Origin of the sequence: Pseudarthrobacter sp. AG30 (assembly GCF_003116525.1) — a bacterium.
Lineage (GTDB): Bacteria > Actinomycetota > Actinomycetes > Actinomycetales > Micrococcaceae > Arthrobacter.
The window spans coordinates 19,289-36,038 of record NZ_QEHL01000041.1; the positions used below are offsets into that span (position 1 = coordinate 19,289).

Annotated in this window: 14 protein-coding genes; 9 read left to right on the forward strand and 5 right to left on the reverse strand. The window is 60.2% G+C overall.

Translation table 11 applies throughout. The features are described 5' to 3' along the window. Positions 1-446 precede the first annotated feature (446 nt). The 4 genes from DC347_RS21090 to DC347_RS21105 all read right to left on the reverse strand — a co-directional run bounded on the left by DC347_RS21090 (position 447) and on the right by DC347_RS21105 (position 5,119). The gene (locus tag DC347_RS21090; RefSeq protein ID WP_109864374.1) at positions 447-2,798 is read right to left on the reverse strand and encodes an arylsulfatase; all 2,352 of its coding nucleotides are present in this window, start codon (positions 2,796-2,798) and stop codon (positions 447-449) included. A 120-nt stretch (positions 2,799-2,918) separates the two neighbouring features. Beyond that, entirely contained in the window at positions 2,919-3,206 is a 288-nt protein-coding gene (locus tag DC347_RS21095) for a hypothetical protein (protein ID WP_165838107.1), read from the reverse strand. Beyond that, the gene (locus DC347_RS21100; protein WP_109864376.1) at positions 3,203-4,078 is read right to left on the reverse strand and encodes a 2,3-dihydroxybiphenyl 1,2-dioxygenase; all 876 of its coding nucleotides are present in this window, start codon (positions 4,076-4,078) and stop codon (positions 3,203-3,205) included. Before DC347_RS21100 ends, DC347_RS21095 begins: the two co-directional genes overlap by 4 nt. Before the next feature lie 27 nt (positions 4,079-4,105). Then, positions 4,106-5,119, reverse strand: a complete 1,014-nt coding sequence (locus DC347_RS21105; RefSeq protein WP_109864377.1) for a fumarylacetoacetate hydrolase family protein — start codon at positions 5,117-5,119, stop codon at positions 4,106-4,108. A 172-nt stretch (positions 5,120-5,291) separates the two neighbouring features. On the opposite strand from DC347_RS21105, the gene DC347_RS21110 reads away from it, so the two are divergent. From DC347_RS21110 to DC347_RS21150, 9 genes are all read left to right on the forward strand, one after another. Further along, the gene (locus tag DC347_RS21110; RefSeq protein WP_165838108.1) at positions 5,292-5,867 is read left to right on the forward strand and encodes a MarR family winged helix-turn-helix transcriptional regulator; all 576 of its coding nucleotides are present in this window, start codon (positions 5,292-5,294) and stop codon (positions 5,865-5,867) included. Positions 5,868-6,169: 302 nt separating this feature from the next. Continuing rightward, complete coding sequence (locus tag DC347_RS21115) at positions 6,170-7,699, forward strand: ABC transporter substrate-binding protein (protein WP_109864379.1); 1,530 nt, start codon at positions 6,170-6,172, stop codon at positions 7,697-7,699. Between the two features lie 27 nt (positions 7,700-7,726). Next, entirely contained in the window at positions 7,727-8,668 is a 942-nt protein-coding gene (locus DC347_RS21120) for an ABC transporter permease (RefSeq protein ID WP_109864380.1), read from the forward strand. Next, the gene (locus tag DC347_RS21125) at positions 8,665-10,503 is read left to right on the forward strand and encodes a dipeptide/oligopeptide/nickel ABC transporter permease/ATP-binding protein (protein WP_109864381.1); all 1,839 of its coding nucleotides are present in this window, start codon (positions 8,665-8,667) and stop codon (positions 10,501-10,503) included. Before DC347_RS21120 ends, DC347_RS21125 begins: the two co-directional genes overlap by 4 nt. Continuing rightward, positions 10,500-11,342, forward strand: coding sequence for an ABC transporter ATP-binding protein (locus DC347_RS21130; RefSeq protein ID WP_109864382.1), 843 nt, complete (start codon positions 10,500-10,502; stop codon positions 11,340-11,342). Before DC347_RS21125 ends, DC347_RS21130 begins: the two co-directional genes overlap by 4 nt. A gap of 38 nt (positions 11,343-11,380) precedes the next feature. Further along, positions 11,381-12,373 carry a cyclase family protein gene (locus tag DC347_RS21135; RefSeq protein WP_109864387.1) on the forward strand — a complete coding sequence of 331 codons (993 nt, stop codon included), beginning with the start codon at positions 11,381-11,383 and terminating at the stop codon, positions 12,371-12,373. Positions 12,374-12,443: 70 nt separating this feature from the next. Continuing rightward, on the forward strand, positions 12,444-13,457 hold the full coding sequence (locus tag DC347_RS21140; RefSeq protein WP_109864388.1) for an amidohydrolase family protein: 1,014 nt from the start codon (positions 12,444-12,446) through the stop codon (positions 13,455-13,457). Between the two features lie 50 nt (positions 13,458-13,507). After that, entirely contained in the window at positions 13,508-14,428 is a 921-nt protein-coding gene (locus DC347_RS21145) for a fumarylacetoacetate hydrolase family protein (RefSeq protein WP_240617892.1), read from the forward strand. A 538-nt stretch (positions 14,429-14,966) separates the two neighbouring features. After that, entirely contained in the window at positions 14,967-15,251 is a 285-nt protein-coding gene (locus DC347_RS21150; RefSeq protein ID WP_109864384.1) for a DUF2218 domain-containing protein, read from the forward strand. A gap of 403 nt (positions 15,252-15,654) precedes the next feature. On the opposite strand, the gene DC347_RS22235 is transcribed toward DC347_RS21150, so the two are convergent. Further along, positions 15,655-15,864, reverse strand: a complete 210-nt coding sequence (locus DC347_RS22235; RefSeq protein WP_368665771.1) for a TetR/AcrR family transcriptional regulator C-terminal domain-containing protein — start codon at positions 15,862-15,864, stop codon at positions 15,655-15,657. Positions 15,865-16,750: the final 886 nt, after the last annotated feature.

Here is a 16,750-nt window from a genome sequence, read left to right on the forward strand (position 1 = left end):
GCCCTTATCTTCGAGACGGTTGGGCGGGTGTTTGAGGTTCGAGGCGTACTATTTCGATCCCATCCGTTTGATGCACCATGATGCGGCCATTGCCTTCGTCGAGGTGGGCCCACAATGTGGTGGCATCGGGTGTGATCTCGTCTATCCATCCGTTGGCGATGATTTCCTGACCCCTTCTGAGCTGGACGCGTTCCTTTGGCCACAAGTATTTCCACTGGCGCTGCAGCAAAGGCTGCAAGCATCCGGTTGGCATCCGCTCTGTCCAAAGCCTAACGTCGATTTCTGCAGTAGAGGTTGACCCAACGGGCTCTAGGCCATGTTTCATCTTCTATCCTTCGCTTGGGTCATTTAGGGAGACTGTTGACAGGGGCCAAAGTTGTACCTCAAGGGTTAACTCCGTGGTCTAAGCCTGGGCCCCGCCCGATTTGTGGGGGCCCAGGCCAACGTCAGTCAATAAGCCGGGCGCTGATGTCGTCGACGGCCATGATGATCTCGCGGTTGTAAGGCGCCTTGGGTCCTGGCGAGTAGGCGACGTCGCGCAGGCCGCCCGTGTGGCGGAACCAGCCTTGGCGTTCATGCAGGTCCCAGTCCACGGGGCCGCCGCCGTCGTAGCCGATGCTGATGCCGGTGAAAGGTGCCATTCCCATCAGCATCGGGACGCTTTCGAACAGGGTTGTCCGGTCCCCGTCAATACTGATTGAAACGCTCCAGCGAAACTCTTCGAGGGCCTGAAATTCGAGGATGACGGAGTCAGGGGCGGGGGTGCCAACCGGTATTGTGGCCCGGTGCATGTCGCCGTAGGCGTTGTAGGAGAAGTGAAGGTCTCCCTTTTCGGCATAAAGGATGTAGCCGCCGCCCTGGTCGCCGTGGGAAACGATCACTCCCTGTCCGAGGCCGCCGTCGAAGCGGGCCTCAACATTGAATGACCTTAAACCGATCAGCTTGGACGAGCGCACACGCTCAAGGCCGGGGGCACCAGGGCGGAGGCGCACGGGCTGTTCGAGCTCCAGATCAGTCGAGGGGATGCGTGCTGTCATCGTAGGTTCGTCCGGGAGGGGAAAGACTGTGTTGTGCCATGCGGCGCGCCTCCACTTTTCGGCCAGGTCGGCGACGACGTCAGGATGTTCGCCCGCACGATCGTGTGCCTCGGCTGGGTCCGCGGTCATGTCATACAGCCTCCAAAATGCGGGACTGTCGCCGTCTTTGCCCCACCCCATGCCGACGATCTTCCAGCGTCCCTCAAAGTACGAGCGTTGGCCCATGAACGTCACGTGCTGCCCGTGGGTATGCGCTGGCGCCTCAGCGTTACGGAGCGCGGATGCGAAGCTGGTACCGTCGGGGGCTCCGGTTGGCTCACCGCGGAGGATGTCGGGGCGTTTCGCGCCGGTAAGTTCTTCCAAGGTTGGGGCAACGTCGGCGACAAAGGCGAAGTTGCCCCGGACACCGTCATCAGTCTCGGTGCGGGGAAGCCCTGCCGGCCAGCTCACAATCAGCGGGCTGTGAATACCGCCTTCGTGGACCGACCCTTTGTATAACCGGAACGGGGTGTTGGAGACGTGCGCCCATCCGGCCGGGTAGTGCCCGTGCACCCGCGGGCCGCCGATCTCCTCAAGTGGCCGGGGCACGTCGCGCACCCAGTCATCGGGTAGTCCGGGCACGAATGTGAACTGGCTGAAGTAGCTTCGCGTCCCTTGGACGCCGCCCTCGGCGGTGCCTCCGTTGTCACTTGCGAAGATAATGATTGTGTTCTCGTACTCGCCAATCTGTTTCAGATGATCTACGAGGCGTGCGACGCTGCGGTCCACACCGGTGACAGCCCCGGCGTAGGCTTCCATGTGCCGGGCGTATAGCTTACGGTTATCAGCGTCCAGAGTTTCCCACGGCGGCACACCCTGGGTGTGTTCCGGGCCGGAGGGCGATATCTCGACGGTTTCGCCGAACAAGCCGATTTGCTTCTGTTTTGCGAATCGCGCCGCGCGAACCTTATCCCAGCCGGAGTCGTAGGCGCCGCGGTGCACCGCCATGTCCTCGGCGGCGGCCTGGACGGGTCCGTGCACTGCGTTGTGTGCGAAATACAGGAAGAAAGGTTTGTGCGGGCCGCCTGTCCGTACTCCGTCGATCATGTCGATCGCTTCGTCGGTCAGCCGGTCGGTGAGGTAATCAACGTCGGCGAACTCTTCGGTGACAGGGGAGTTGTCACGTAAGAGCCGGTGAGGGTGGAACATGGTGGTAAACCCCTCGAGAGACCCGAAGTACCGGTCGAACCCGCGCTGGATTGGCCACGTCGACCGGTCGGCGCCGTCGTGCATGCTGGTTTCGGGCGTGAGATGCCACTTGCCCACCATGAGCGTCGAGTACCCGTTCTCGCGGAACGTCTCGGCGAGAGTTGGCATATTCTGCGGGATGGCCCCGCGGAGGCCCGGGTACCCTGGATTCATGTTTGCGACAGAACCGACTCCTGCGCGATGGGGGTTGCATCCGGTCATCAGCGACGCACGGGTCGGGGAACACACTGGTGCGACGTGGAAGTTCGTGAACCGGTAGCCCTCGTCGGCGAGTTTCTGGATCGCTGGCGTCGGGATCTCACTGCCGAATGGCTGGACGTCGCTGAACCCCATGTCGTCGATGAGGATGATGATGACGTTTGGCGCTTTTTCGGCGGCCCGTTTTGGTGCTGGCCACCACGGTGTCGACTGCGACGACCTGGGTGCTACCTTGCCGGCGAAGCCCTCATAGCCGCGGGGTGCAGCGTCTGCCACGCCGATCAGGTTTGGCTGCGAGGAGTTGACGTTTCCCATGGGTCTCCTTGTCTTGGCCCTGGTTATCTCGCCGGGACCTCTGTGTCCTTCTTAGTGTTGATGTGGCCGGGTTTGCTTAACGAGACCATTCATTTCAGGTTGATTCGGTAGACGCGCTGTTCAGGTGACGATATCCCGCAGTGAATGGTTCCTGAGGGGACCGAGATAACGCTGCAGGAAGTCGATCGAGAAGCCGCCTTCAATGCGCAGTGCCATTTTGTACATGAGGAATGGGTGTGCGCCGAGGTCAAGCAGCGCACCGAAGTTCTGGTTGCGGAGCGCGTCGGCCTCCTCGGCAGTCAAATCGTAGCCCCGCACGTAGGTCTCCGGGTTGGTGCGGATCTGCTCAGCGTTTTGCTGTGACGTGTAGATCCCCCACAGGGCGGTGTCGAGTGCGTAGATACTCAACGGTGGCCTCCTTCGTTGATTGCTTCTTCGTCCCATTCGAGGAAGGTGTTAACAAAACTTGCTTGCGATGAGGTCATATCGCACCATGTCGGCAGCGCGCCCTGCACGACTCCCCAGGCAACCAAATGAACCATGAAACCGGGAGTGCCGTTTCCTTGCGCATACAGCTTGTCCCAGGTGCAGTCGGGAAGAAGGTCATCGACTCGGCCGTTCGTGAACAGTTCCCAGGTGCGAAGGTCCCATGGCGTCACGGGTTCGGTGGTGAAGCGATCCATCGCCGGGCCGCCCACTGAGTTTGTCATGTGGCCGGTTGCGAGCACCGCAACACGCAACTCTGCAGGTGCTGTATGTAGTGATTGCCGCAGGGCGACACCTAGGTCGTAGTAGCGCTGCCCTGGTGGAATTGGTGGTACGAGCACATTGGTCCACAAGGGGATGACGGGGATGTCCTGTTCCGGTCGAAGGGCCTGCAGGGGGACGGTGAATCCGTGGTCTATGCCGTAGTCGTCTGACGAGGCGAGATCGAAGTGGCGTTCCAGGAGTGATTCAAGCAGGTGGCGTCCAAGGTCGTGGTGTCCGGGAGCCTGGTATTTCGGAAGCCGATAGACTTCTTCCTCCCATGGGAATGGCCCCGCCGTGTTCGAACCTTTTCCGATGCCGAACGCGGGAATGTTGTTGTAAAACCACTGATTGAAGTGGTCCCCCGAGGCCATGACGATCACATCAGGGCGGGCTTGGGCTAGCGACGTGCGCATGCGTTCGTAGTCGTCGCGTATTTGCCGGAAGACGGGGTGGCCGGTGTCGGCCGCAGCAACCTGATGCGGGAGGGTAGGGTCATGGGGCGCGATGCCCACGTAAACGATTTTTGCCAATTGAGGTCCTTGAGGCCGTGGGGTGAATTACTGGATCGGGAAGTTTGGATACATGGGCTCCCGGCCCCCGGTGTCTTCGGCGACGCAGGTGTTGCGCTGGTGGCCAAGCCCTGTGAGGGTGGCGTCGATCACGTCGCCAGGTTGCAGGAACCTGTTGTGGTGGGCGCCGTTTCCCGGCGCGGATCCAAGGAAGATGTGGTCTCCTGGCATGAGGTTGACCCGCTCGGATGCATAGGTGACGAATTGCTGGGGGCTGAAGATCATGTCGCTGGCTGGCCAGTCCTGCATGCGCTGGCCGTTAAGGTCGAGCTGGATCTGCACCTTCGACGGGTCTACGAACTGCTTCGGGACGACAAATGGTCCGGCGACTTTGAAGGTGGGTTGGTGTTTGCTGATCCAGTCGAAGTTGAAGTGGATGTCTGTCCGGCGGAAGATGTCGACTGTGCCGATGTCGTTCATGACCATGTACCCGGCGATAGTGCTATCTGCTTCCTCCGGGGTGACGAACCGGCGGGTCTGGCCCATGACGACGCACAATTCGAGTTCCCAGTCAGGCTGCTTTCCGATCACTGGGAGAAGCAGGTCGTCCTGTGCGCCGGCGAGGGATGAATGCAATCCTGTCCAAAAGAAGGGCACACCCGTGCGGGAGCGTTCCTCCATCAGTTCAAGGTTGCGGGCATAAAACTCTTCATCAGTTTCGCCGGGTCGCCGGTTGTGCTGGTTGAAGGCGTTTTTGGTCAGCATTTGTGCGCTGTGGGTCTTGAAGTTCTGCCCCGCGCCCATCAGGTTTGGGTGCGCCAGGGGCGGGAGTGGGCGGTAGTCCGGATATTCACCTGTCTTCGCGGATGAATCGGAAAGCTTGGCAAGACGGGGGAAGGCGTTGTCCCAATCCGCGAAGAGCTCGTGAGAGTCACGGTAGTACTCGGAGGCGTCTGCGACGGATCCATCGGGACGGACGATGGCGACGAACTCGCGTGTCCCGTCCTTGAGGCGGGCAATGCCAAATGTGCCGTCCGCAAGTCCGACAGGGCTGGTGCTCATGATTAGTCCTTTAGGTTGATTACGTTGTCCGCACAATATGTGGCTGCGCTGCGCGGCCGTCCATAAGTTCGGTGCGGGATGCCAGCACTACTGGAGGCACCCGGTCCGCGCCTTTGGCGACGATGCCTCGGCGGCCGGGTATCCATATCGGCCTCTGAACCAGAGTTTCATTATGACAGCACTCTGTCAATACGACAGCTTGATGTCCTACAATGAAAGGCCTGGCAACGCACAAGCTGCCGGTCGTCGTAAAGAAAAGAGGCATCAGGTGGAAATTCAGCACTACAGCCCCCTGGTCGGGATGTTCCGGGAACTCACGCAGGCCCTTGCGGCGGCCAACGGTGTGGCCGAGCGATTGCTGGCGCCGGAAGGCCAGACGCTTGCCCGCTGGACATTCTTGGACACACTCTCGGAGGGTCCCATCTCAGTCCCTGCCGTGGCGAGACGGCTGCGGCAGACGCGGCAGAGTACGCAGAGGATCGCTGACATTCTGGTTGAGGAAGGGCACCTACTGCGCCTTCCCAATCCTGATCACCGGCGCTCTCCCCTCTATGCTTGCACCGCCTCGGGGCGGGAAGTTCTCGAGCGTCTCCCCGACGCGGTTGCGGAGTGGTACAGCTTCCTGGGGACTGCCCTGTCCCTTGATCAGATAGAGAGGCTAACGGAACTGTCGCGCAGCCTACGTCTCGCCGCCGAGGAGTTTACTGAGGCCCGCCTTTCACGTGAGGCAGCTCTCACTGGTAATTGACATCACACTGTCGATATGACAGCATGTTGGCATAATCGGATGCCGCGATGAAGGGATAGCCGTGCTGGGCGGACTCCTTCCAGACCTTGACGTCAGAGCGACAGGAGAAGGAAGGAACTCTGCAGATCTGGACGAATGGCGTTAGCCGACATTCGTCATCCCGGCCAGGATCGAAACAAGAGCTGTGCTCTGTCGATTTCCTGTCAACTCGGAATTCCCATCGCCCCGGACCATCTGTTCAATGTGGAACAGAATGCAAGCGGCCTGCACAAGCCCGCCTCTGCCGCAGCTGAAAGGACGTAATGATGCGTTTCAGAAGAATGGCGCTGTACGCGACCATCACCCTCGGTCTGACCCTTTCCGGATGTTCCGGAGCGTCGCCGGGCGCCACAACTCAAGCCCAAAAAAACATCACTATCGGCAATATCATGGCGCCGGCCACATTCGAGGCGAGGAACTTCGACTGGGGCTATCAATCAATCTACGCGCAGGCCGTGTACGACACTCTCGTAAAGATCCAAACCAACGGCAACGATGTCGAGCCGTCCTTGGCGACGTCGTGGGAGTACAACACGGATAAAACGGTCCTGACAATGAAACTCCGCGATGACGTGAAGTTCAGTGATGGAACCGCCTTCACCGCCGGCGTCGCTGCACAGAACCTGCTGCGCTTTCGCGACGGCAGTTCCGGGCAGAAGTCGAAGGTCGCCGACATGGCAAATGCGACGGCCACAGATGCGACGACTCTCGTCATCACATTGAAGCAGCCCAACCCTGCATTCTTGCGCTATCTCGGGCAGTCAGCGGGTCTCATGGAGAGTCCGACTGCGTTTGACAAGCCTGACGCCCAGACAACCCCTATTGGTTCAGGGCCCTACACGCTGAACACAGGCAAGTCGGTTGTGGGAACCTCGTACGTCTTCGACAAGAACCCCCAATATTGGGACTCGGGGAACGTCCATTACGAAACCCTCACCGTCAACGTTTATAACGACGGAACATCGGTACTTAACGCGCTCCGAGGCAAGCAGCTAAATGCTGCCGCAGTCATCGATCCGACAATCGTCCCGCAGATCCAGGGGGCCGGTTTCACGGCCAACGACCAGAACTTGACCTTCGCCGGGCTCTACTTGTTTGACCGCGCCGGGAAGTCCAATCCGGCGCTCGGCAACGTCAAGGTTCGTCAGGCGATCAACTACGCGATTGACGCAGACGCCATGATGAAAGCCGTTGCCCAGGGCCGCGGCAAGCCAACGCGGCAGATCTTCCCTGAATCCTCTGCGGCATACGATGAGTCCCTCAACTCCGTCTACAAGTTCGATCCGGCCAAGGCCAAGCAGCTTCTTGCCGAGGCCGGCTACGCCGACGGGCTGGAATTGACCATCCCGACCGCTCCGAACTTCCCCAAGTCCCTGTGGCCCTTGATCCAGCAGCAGCTCGGCGACGTCGGTATCAAAACAAAGTTCGTTGACACCGCCCAAAACCTCATTTCCGACCTGAAAAGCCAAAAATATGCCCTTAGCTACTTCACCGTGCAGCGAGACGCGAACGACTGGATGTTGATAAGCAACCTGATCAGCCCCAACAGTAGCTGGAACACGTTTAAGTACCAGGACCCCAAGGTCGATAGTTTGCTCGGAACGATCCGCACCTCAGAGGGCGACGCACTCAACGCCGCGCTGAAGGAGCTCAATAAGTACATCGTGGACCAGGCCTGGTTCGCTCCTTGGTACTCACCAACCATCTACTTCGCCACAGATAGCAAAACCGGCGTCGAACTCAATCAGGGCAATGTGATCCCTAATGTATGGAACATCACGCCGAAGGCCTAACTGGCCGAGGTAAGTCGAGGAATAGCCATGCTTAGATACATTGTCCGAAGACTGACAAGCGGCGTCGTGCTGCTCGTAGCCATCACAATCTTGGGTTTTACCCTCTTGTATCTGGGCGGTGGAGACATCGCCCGGAAGATCTTGGGGGAGAGCGCCGACACGGCAACAGTTGAGGCCAAAGCCCAGGAACTTGGTCTGAACCAGCCACTTTATGTTCAGTTCACCTCATGGGCAACGCGCGCACTGGGAGGTGACCTCGGGACCTCGTGGTTCAGCGGTCAGCACGTGGCAGAAGCGATCACATCGCGCGTCGCAGTGACGCTGTCGCTGGTAACAGGAGCAATCGTGCTGATCGCGATTGTCTCCGTGTTTCTAGGCGTACTTGCCGCAACCCGCCGTGGGTGGATCGACCGCTTCGCCCAGCTCCTGGCAGTCGTGGGCCACGCGATCCCGGGGTTCCTGATCGCCGTTGGATTGGTCCTTGTGTTTGCACTGACCCTGCACTGGTTCGACCCGACCGGGTACGTGGCCTTTACTGACGACCCGGCGGGGTGGGCCAAGACGGTTGTGCTGCCGGTGATCGCCTTGGCCTTTGGCGGTATCGCCAACGTGACCCAACAGATCCGCGGATCAGTTATCGATGCGCTCCGCCACGACTACGTTCGCACGCTAAGGTCACGCGGTCTGCCCGCCCGTCGCGTGATTCTCAAGCACGTTCTGCGCAACGCGGCCGGCCCGGCACTTGCCGTCCTCGGAGTGCACTTCGTGGCGTTGCTGGGTGTGGCCGTAGTGGTCGAACAAGTCTTCGCGATCCCGGGACTGGGTCAGATTGCTGTGCAGGCCACAGCCTTGGGCGACATCCCACTGGTAATGGGACTTTTGGTCGCAATCACAGTCATTGTCATCATATTCAACCTCATCGTCGACCTGGCCCAAGGTTGGCTCAACCCGAAAGTTCGTCTGTCATGACAGCACAAGTCCACGCATCGGATTCCGAACTGACGGCCATCACTGCGCCCGCGGCCGCCGTCCAGGCGGGGATCATCCGACGCCTACTGCGCAATCCGCTCGCGGTCACCTCCCTGATTTTTCTCACCCTGGTCCTCCTTGCAGCGGTTTTTGCCAAGCTGATTGCGCCTCAGGATCCGAATACCGCGGATATCAATTCTGTCCTTGCCGCCCCTGGCGGAGCTCATCTTCTGGGCACGGACGGCGCAGGGCGGGATGTGCTCTCACGGCTTTTGGTTGGAACGCAACTCAGCCTGGCCGGAGCTCTCGTGGCTTTGATGGTCGCCATGGTCATTGGCGTCACCGGCGGCTTGCTCGCCGGATACTTCGGTAAATGGATCGACACCATTTCAAGCTGGATCATCGCCCTGCTCATGGCACTGCCTGGGATCATAGTTCTGCTGGCTGTGCGCGCCGTCGTGGGACCCTCGTTGTGGGCCTCCATGCTGGTCTTCGGCGTCCTGCTGTCCCCGACGTTCTTTCGACTCGTTTACGCCTCGGTGACCGCGGTGCGCAGTGAGCTTTACGTCGAAGCCGCCCGGGTCGCGGGTCTGTCAGATTCAAGAATCATCGTTCGGCACATTTTGACCGTGGTCAGGGCACCGATTGTGATCCAGTCCGCGGTTGTGGGCGGAGTGGCCTTGGCCATTCAGTCCGGGCTTGAATTCCTTGGTCTTGGGGACATCAACATCCCGACATGGGGGCAAATGCTCTCTGATGGTTTCCAGAACCTCTACACCAACCCACTGTTGATCGTCTGGCCCGCCACCGCGATCGGCCTCACTCTCATAACACTCACCTTGCTGGCCAACGCGCTGCGCGACGAACTCGAGCGAGCGTCAGTGCCTCGTAAAGTCCGCCGCCGAAAAGATAGCGGTCCAACTCCAGTGCCAGCGGGGGAGGAGACCGTCCGGCACGACGAGGGCCCCAACAAGGGGAATGCAGTCCTGGAGGTCAACAATCTGTCTGTGGCGTATCCACTTCCCGGGGGAGACACCAAGACTGTTGTGCACGATGTCTCCCTCGCCGTCGCCCGCGGCGAAGTCCATGGCTTGGTCGGGGAGTCCGGCTCCGGCAAGACACAAACGGCATGGTCGGTGTTGCGTCTGCTGCCGGAGGGCGGCAGCATTGCCGGGGGCTCGATCGTCTTCGACGGCCGGGACCTTGCCGGGCTTAGTGAGAGGGAGATGGAGAAGCTGCGCGGCGCCCGCATCGCCTATATCCCCCAGGAACCCATGTCCAACCTGGACCCCTGCTTTACAATTGGTTCACAGTTGATCGAGCCCATGCAAGTCTGCCTGGGAATTTCAAAGAAGGAAGCAACCCGGCGTGCACTGAAATTGCTCGCGCAGGTGGGTATTCCTAACCCAGCGCTGACCTTCGAGTCATACCCGCACCAGGTTTCCGGCGGTATGGCCCAACGAGTCCTGATCGCCGGGGCGGTCTCCTGCGAGCCGGACGTGCTCATCGCCGACGAACCCACCACAGCGTTGGACGTCACCGTGCAAGCTGAAGTCCTGGACCTTCTGCGGGACCTGAGATCAGAGTTCCAGATGGCGGTCATCCTTGTGACTCACAATTTCGGCGTCGTCGCCGATCTTTGCGACCGCGTTTCGGTGATGAAGCTTGGCCGTATCGTGGAAACCGGCCCCGTCCGGTCGATCTTCAGGGACCCACAGCATCCCTATACGCGTGAACTTCTCGGCGCGATTCTTTCCGAATCCGAGGCCCGGGGCCCCCTGACACCTGCCGCGTCCGCGGCCCAGCCTGAATCTTGGAAAGAGGCCACCCTATGAACCAGACGCTGCTGGAGATCCGGAAAGCCTCGGTCGAATATCCCGGCCGAGGGATTCGGGCCAAGACATTCCGCGCCCTGCACGGGGTCTCTCTCGGCGTGCAGAAAGGCGAGTGCGTGGGCCTTGTCGGCGAGTCGGGATCCGGCAAGACGACGCTCGGTCGCGCGGTACTCGGCCTGGCACCCGTAACGGCCGGAAAGATCCTGTTCCGCGGTCAGGACATAACCCACGCGAGCCGGGCTATGCGGCGTGAATTAGCCTCGGACATTCAGGTCGTGTTCCAGGACCCATACACGTCGCTCAACCCGTCTCTAACCATTGATCAGATCCTTGCTGAGCCACTCACCGTTCGAAAAATCCCTGGGGCGGAGGCGAAGAAACGGATCCGGGACCTGTTTGAGATGGTCCATCTACCCGCTGACTCCGGAACGCGATTGCCCCGCGAGTTCTCGGGAGGGCAACGCCAGAGAATTGCGATCGCCCGGGCCTTAGCGCTCAGGCCGGCACTTGTAGTTTGCGATGAGCCGGTTTCAGCCTTGGACCTTTCCACACAGGCACGAGTGCTCGAACTTTTCAGGGACATTCAGGAGCAGACACAGACCGCATACCTTTTCGTTTCCCACGACCTCGAAGTCGTGCGCCACATCAGCCACCGCGTCGCCGTCATGTACCGCGGGGAAATCGTGGAGTTTGGTGACGGCGACCAAGTCACCGCCCGCCCCAGCCACCCGTACACTCAGCGGCTGTTCCTCGCGGCCCCCGTCGCGGACCCCGAGGCCCAGGCCAGGCGCCGTGAAGAACGCCATCGGCTTCCCGCCGCGACGGCCCTCAGCGCCTGATCCGATATAGGAGAATCCCTTTGACGAACATCCCCCTCATCACTGCGCCCAGCGAAAATCCAGCCGATCTCGACCGGCACAACCCCGAATCCGAAATCGCGGCACGTGCACACGCGCATCGCAACTGGGGCCGCTGGGGCGAGGACGACGTACGTGGCACCCTCAACTTCATTGAACCCAGTCACCGGGTGGCGGCATCCCGCCTTGTACGACTCGGGCGGGTCATTTCGCTGGCTCAGCGTTTCGATACCGACGGGCCGCAGAAGGGGTGGCGGCGACGCACCAACCCGGTTCATACGATGACCGACACCGGTGTAGATGCAGAGCGGGGAACCCAGGGTTTCCCTCACGGAATGGGCGGAGCAGACGATGTAATTGCCATGCCGCTGCAATGCTCTACCCAGTGGGACGGCCTCGGTCACATCTTTGATCACGGTTACGCGTGGAACGGGCGCAGAGCAGGAGACGTCGTAACCAGCGATGGAGATCTGGTGACAGGTATCGAGCACGTCGCCGATGTTTTCGTTTCGCGCGGAGTGCTCCTTGATGTTGGAAGGCACCTGGAACCGGCAACGGGGGAACTGCCGGATGGGTACGGAATTACCGCTGCAGATCTCGATGCCACGGCGGCAGCTGCTGGAGTGGAGATCTGCAGAGGGGATGTGGTTCTTGTCCGCACGGGCCAATACTCCCGCACTCGACGGGAGGGCTGGGGAGATTATGCCGGTGGGCCGGCGCCCGGGCTGTCTTTGACAACAGCGGGATGGTTGCATCGCAGTGAGATCGCGGCGATCGCGACAGACACTTGGGGATTCGAAGTTCGTCCGAACGAGTTCGACGTCCCGGCATTTCAGCCGCTTCATCAGGTCGTGATCCCCAACATTGGGCTCACTGTCGGTGAAATGTGGAACCTTGACGAACTGGCAGAAGCCTGCGCGGCAGAGAACCGATGGGAGTTCCTATTGTCGGCCGCGCCCCTGCCCATCACCGGTGCAGTCGGCTCGCCAATCAACCCGGTTGCCGTGCTTTGATGCCCACCCAGAATCGCACAATGAAAGGAAAGGACCCCCAGATGGACGGCACAAAGGGAGGATGTGCGAGATGACGGTTACCGACGTTCACGCCCATCTGCTGATGCCAGGATTGCACCGAGAAGTCGAGCAACGAGCACCCGGACTGGTGCAGGAGGCGGCGACCCTTGAACGACTAAGGAACGGCGCAGATAGCCTGAAAATCTCCGGTGAAATGATCGGCTCACGCATCGCGAAGCTCACCGACCCCCTTGTCCGGCTTGAGAGCATGGATGCTCAAGGTGTCGATAAACAATGGGTCAGCGCATCGCCAAACCACTTTTATCCGTGGGCGCAGGAAGACCTGGCGGTGTGGGCGTCCAAGGAAACGAACAGGCTCATCGCAGAGCATGTGGCCAACGCCCCCGACCGGCTGATCGGACTGGGCGTCGTACCCCTGCAGCACCCGCACCGCGTCGTCGAGTGCATCGACAACGCAGTCGACCACAAACTGGTCGGAGTCGAGATCTCGTCGTTCGCAGGCGACGTGGAGCTTTCCGACCCACGGCTCGAACCTGCCTGGGCCCGGCTCGAGGAGCAGGGACTCGTCGTCTTCCTCCATCCCTTCGGGTGTAGTCTCGACGAGCGGCTGGACCGCTACTACCTTTCCAACACGGTCGGTCAGCCGACGGAAAATGCAGTTGCCCTGTCGCACCTGATCTTCTCGGGCGTACTCGACCGATATCCCAACCTCAAAGTCCTTGCTGCCCACGGCGGAGGATATCTTCCAACCGCGGTGGGCCGCAGCGACCGGGCATGGAAAGTACGCCCCGAGGCACGAGGCTGCGAACACCCCCCCTCGGAATATCTGAAAAAGCTTTGGTTCGACACCGTCGTGCACGATGAGGCCGCGCTCCGCCAACTCGTCAACGTCGCAGGCAGCGACCGCGTAATGCTTGGTAGCGACTATCCCTTTGATATGGGACTGGACGATCCAGTCAACTTCATTCTCGGCACGAAATTGCCCGAAGTGGCCACGGTAGACATCCTTGGTAGGAACGCCGAAAAGCTCGTCGATGGCGCATCACAGGGGGTTCGGGGATGAGAATCGCACGATGGGGGTCCCAAGACGCCGACCTTGTCGAAGGTTTCGTTATGGGAGAAGGTGTTGTCCCGTTTCCCGAGGGCATCACCGTCGCGACCGTACTGGCTGGAGGCCTCGCCAAGGCCAGGGCGCTCCACAACCAGGTCGCGGACGAAACGGCTACGCCACTAAGCGACGTGCGCCTCCTTGCGCCTCTCGCCCCGGCGTCAGTGCGTGACTTTGTCGCGTTCGAAGAACACGTTGAAGGGGTCAGCGCGAGTGTAGACGGAGCCAGCCACGTTGCGGATGAATGGTATGAACACCCAACCTTCTATTTCACCAATCCGCATACCATCCTAGGGCCGGGCGATACACTCCACCCACCCGTCACGGAACGCCTCGACTTTGAGCTCGAAGTAGCTGCCGTGATCGGCGGTGGGAGAGCTAACGGCTCAAACCTCACAGAGGAGGAGGCGGCGTCACATATTTTCGGATACACCATCATGAACGACTGGTCGGCCCGTGACCTCCAAGCCCGTGAGATGAAGGTGCGCTTAGGACCGGCCAAAGGGAAAGATTTCGGCACCGCGCTCGGGCCATGGATCGTAACGGCAGACGAGGTCGATCCGTTCGTTGGCGACGATGGTTTCCTGGCCCTGCGGGCTGAAGTGTTCGTCAACGGAAAACTCGTCGGGGAGGACCTTCTCTCAAATATGGGATGGTCGTTTCCTGCGCTGGTAGCATATGCATCCCGTAACTCCCGTGTCCTGCCAGGTGACGTCCTAGGTTCAGGCACAATCGGCAATGGCGGCTGCCTCGCAGAACTGTGGGGCCGCCGTACTGAAGCGGCGCCGCCCCCACTGACCGAAGGCGATATCGTAACCATGTCAGTCGAGTGCCTAGGTACTCTGGTCGGAACCGTCGGCACAGCCGTAGAGGCTCCTCCGCTTCGTCGCGCAGCACCCAGACCCCGTACCCGTCGCCGGACCTGATGACCCAAGAGGTTGCCAAATAACCGATATTGGAGGGTCGGCGTCTAAGACCCGGCCCTGCAAAACGGTTGCCTCTGCCGACCCTCACTTCACACCACAGTGCGAAGTCATTTAGGGCCCCGGATTACGAGCCAATCCACAGACGTCATCGACCAACATCTATCAAGTCTTCTCGGTCAGCCGGCGAAGGCGTCGGTCATGTCCTGCGCATGGTCCTACGTGCGTTACGCCAGATCCCAACAATCCCGCCCTTACTTTTTGCTGTTTATGGTCCCCGGCGTCGAGTACCGCAGCGGCGGAGGGGACCGAACACCTCCGATGTCCTCACCCGTCATAGCGTGGGTGGAATGCGGTAAAACCCCGGGCGAGGTCGCGTTGCTTAGAAACTGTAATGGCTTACCGGGCGGCTAGTACGTCAAGCCACCCCGTGTACCCCTTCCCCACGTTTCAACAACACGGTCTTGTTGCCTTTGAGCTACCGGCTCAAGCCAGCCCCTCAGTACCAGAACATCATAAAGAGGAGTCCAAATTGCCCGCCATGTACACAGCCAGCGCCATTGTCCCGACCGAAACCGCCAAGCGCTATAGCAAGCAACTTGCAGCCCACCTCGGGCGGAGAGCCGAGATCCGCCTCGAACCCGACGGTGAACGAATTGTCCTTAGCTCGGGAAGCTGCCTGCTGTTGTCCCGGGCGGACGCGCTCGAACTACGGGCGGAATCGGACACCGAGGAAGGGCTGGAGCGCACTAAACATGTCACTGGATCGCACTTGGAACGTTTCGGACAGCGCTATGGGCTCGTTGTCCAATGGGCACAGCCGTAGAAGCAACTTCTAGAGCTGCTAGTGATGATTCCGTCAAGCTCAGGCGACGAGTGCAGGGTCGGGAGTGGACTATGCCGCGGCCTCGTGGGCCACAAGAGCACTGGATGCGGGGGCTGAATTGAAGTCTCTTGGCCAAGTCCTCCCGAGCATTCTGATGGACGCGTTGCGCCTTCCTAGCTAATCGGTACAGTTCCATCACACGGAGCGTGACAGCTCCGTATTGCTCCTCATAGTGAACGTACATGTACAGCACTGCTGTACATGTACGTTCAGTAGAGTTTGGAAGTTCCATCAGTTCCCCTGACGCTGAGCGCGTTGCTTGCCCTGCCGTGTCTGTACTGACCTCCATCAAGTGGTGATTTACAACTTGACTCGTAATGAGCGGTCAGCATCCTCGCAAGGTTTAAGTCATCGGAAGTTCCGGCGGCGCCTGCGAGAGCAGCACGGCCCCGAGGGCGGCTCTCCAATAAGTCCGGACTTCTGTCGAGATCGGGCGTTCGGTTTCCCATCCCCGCTGTCGCAACAGCCGGGCGAAGTACCGCCCGGGTTGGCGGAACAACAGGTCCAGATGCTGGTTGACGACTGGAGCGAGGTGATCACGTGAGATGCCCACCGCCAGGGCGCGAACGACGATGGGCAGAGACGGAAGAAGAAGCAGGCTTATGCGCGGGCGAAGTTTTCTCCGAGATTGCGGACATCCTCTTGGACGGGCTGCAGTACCAGGCGGCCGGCGGTTAGAAAGACCTTGACATAGACCCCCGCCCTCGATGTTGGTCGCTCCGATTAGGACTGTATTTGCGGGGCGAACACTTGGATGTCACGAATGGGGCCGTCCGATACTGCGACGGTGAGCACCGGCGTATCAGCTCAAGACGAGCAAGGTCGTGCTAACGATGAAGCGGATCCAATCCACCAAGGTACTTTTGAGTACAAAATAGTACCGCGCATGCATTACCGCGATGGAGGGCCTGGGCGGTTTCGATTGGAACGGTGATTCGACTCGGATGCCCACACCTCGCACGGCGTGAGAGGCGAAGGGGCGCCGTGGAGGTCGGTGGCTGGATCGGGTGCGGCCCGAGGCCCTCGGTCGCATTGGTGATGCGAAGAAAGGCCGTCTCGGGCATTGCCAAACTAAGATCCTCGTCGTAGGGTACTTTCAGCGCATCTAAAGTATCCTCAAGTTTTGCTTCACTCGAGCTGGTGCCTAAACCGGGCCTGCAATGTCAAACGCTTTGAAACTCTTGCCTCGATGGACGAAACCTGAACCGCTGGCCACCCCCTGTATGAACGTTGCGTCCAGTGGCTCCGCGGGCCCTGACTCGTTCAAATCCTCAAAGGAGAGACTTATGAACCACGTTTACGAACCCGACGTTTCTGTCACCATGCGGGACGGTGTTGCATTGAGCACCAATATCTGGCGCCCGGCTGACGGCGCGGCGCCAACTCTGCTGCTCCGGGGCCCGTACGGGAAGGATGGGACTTACGCCGGTGGCGGGCCC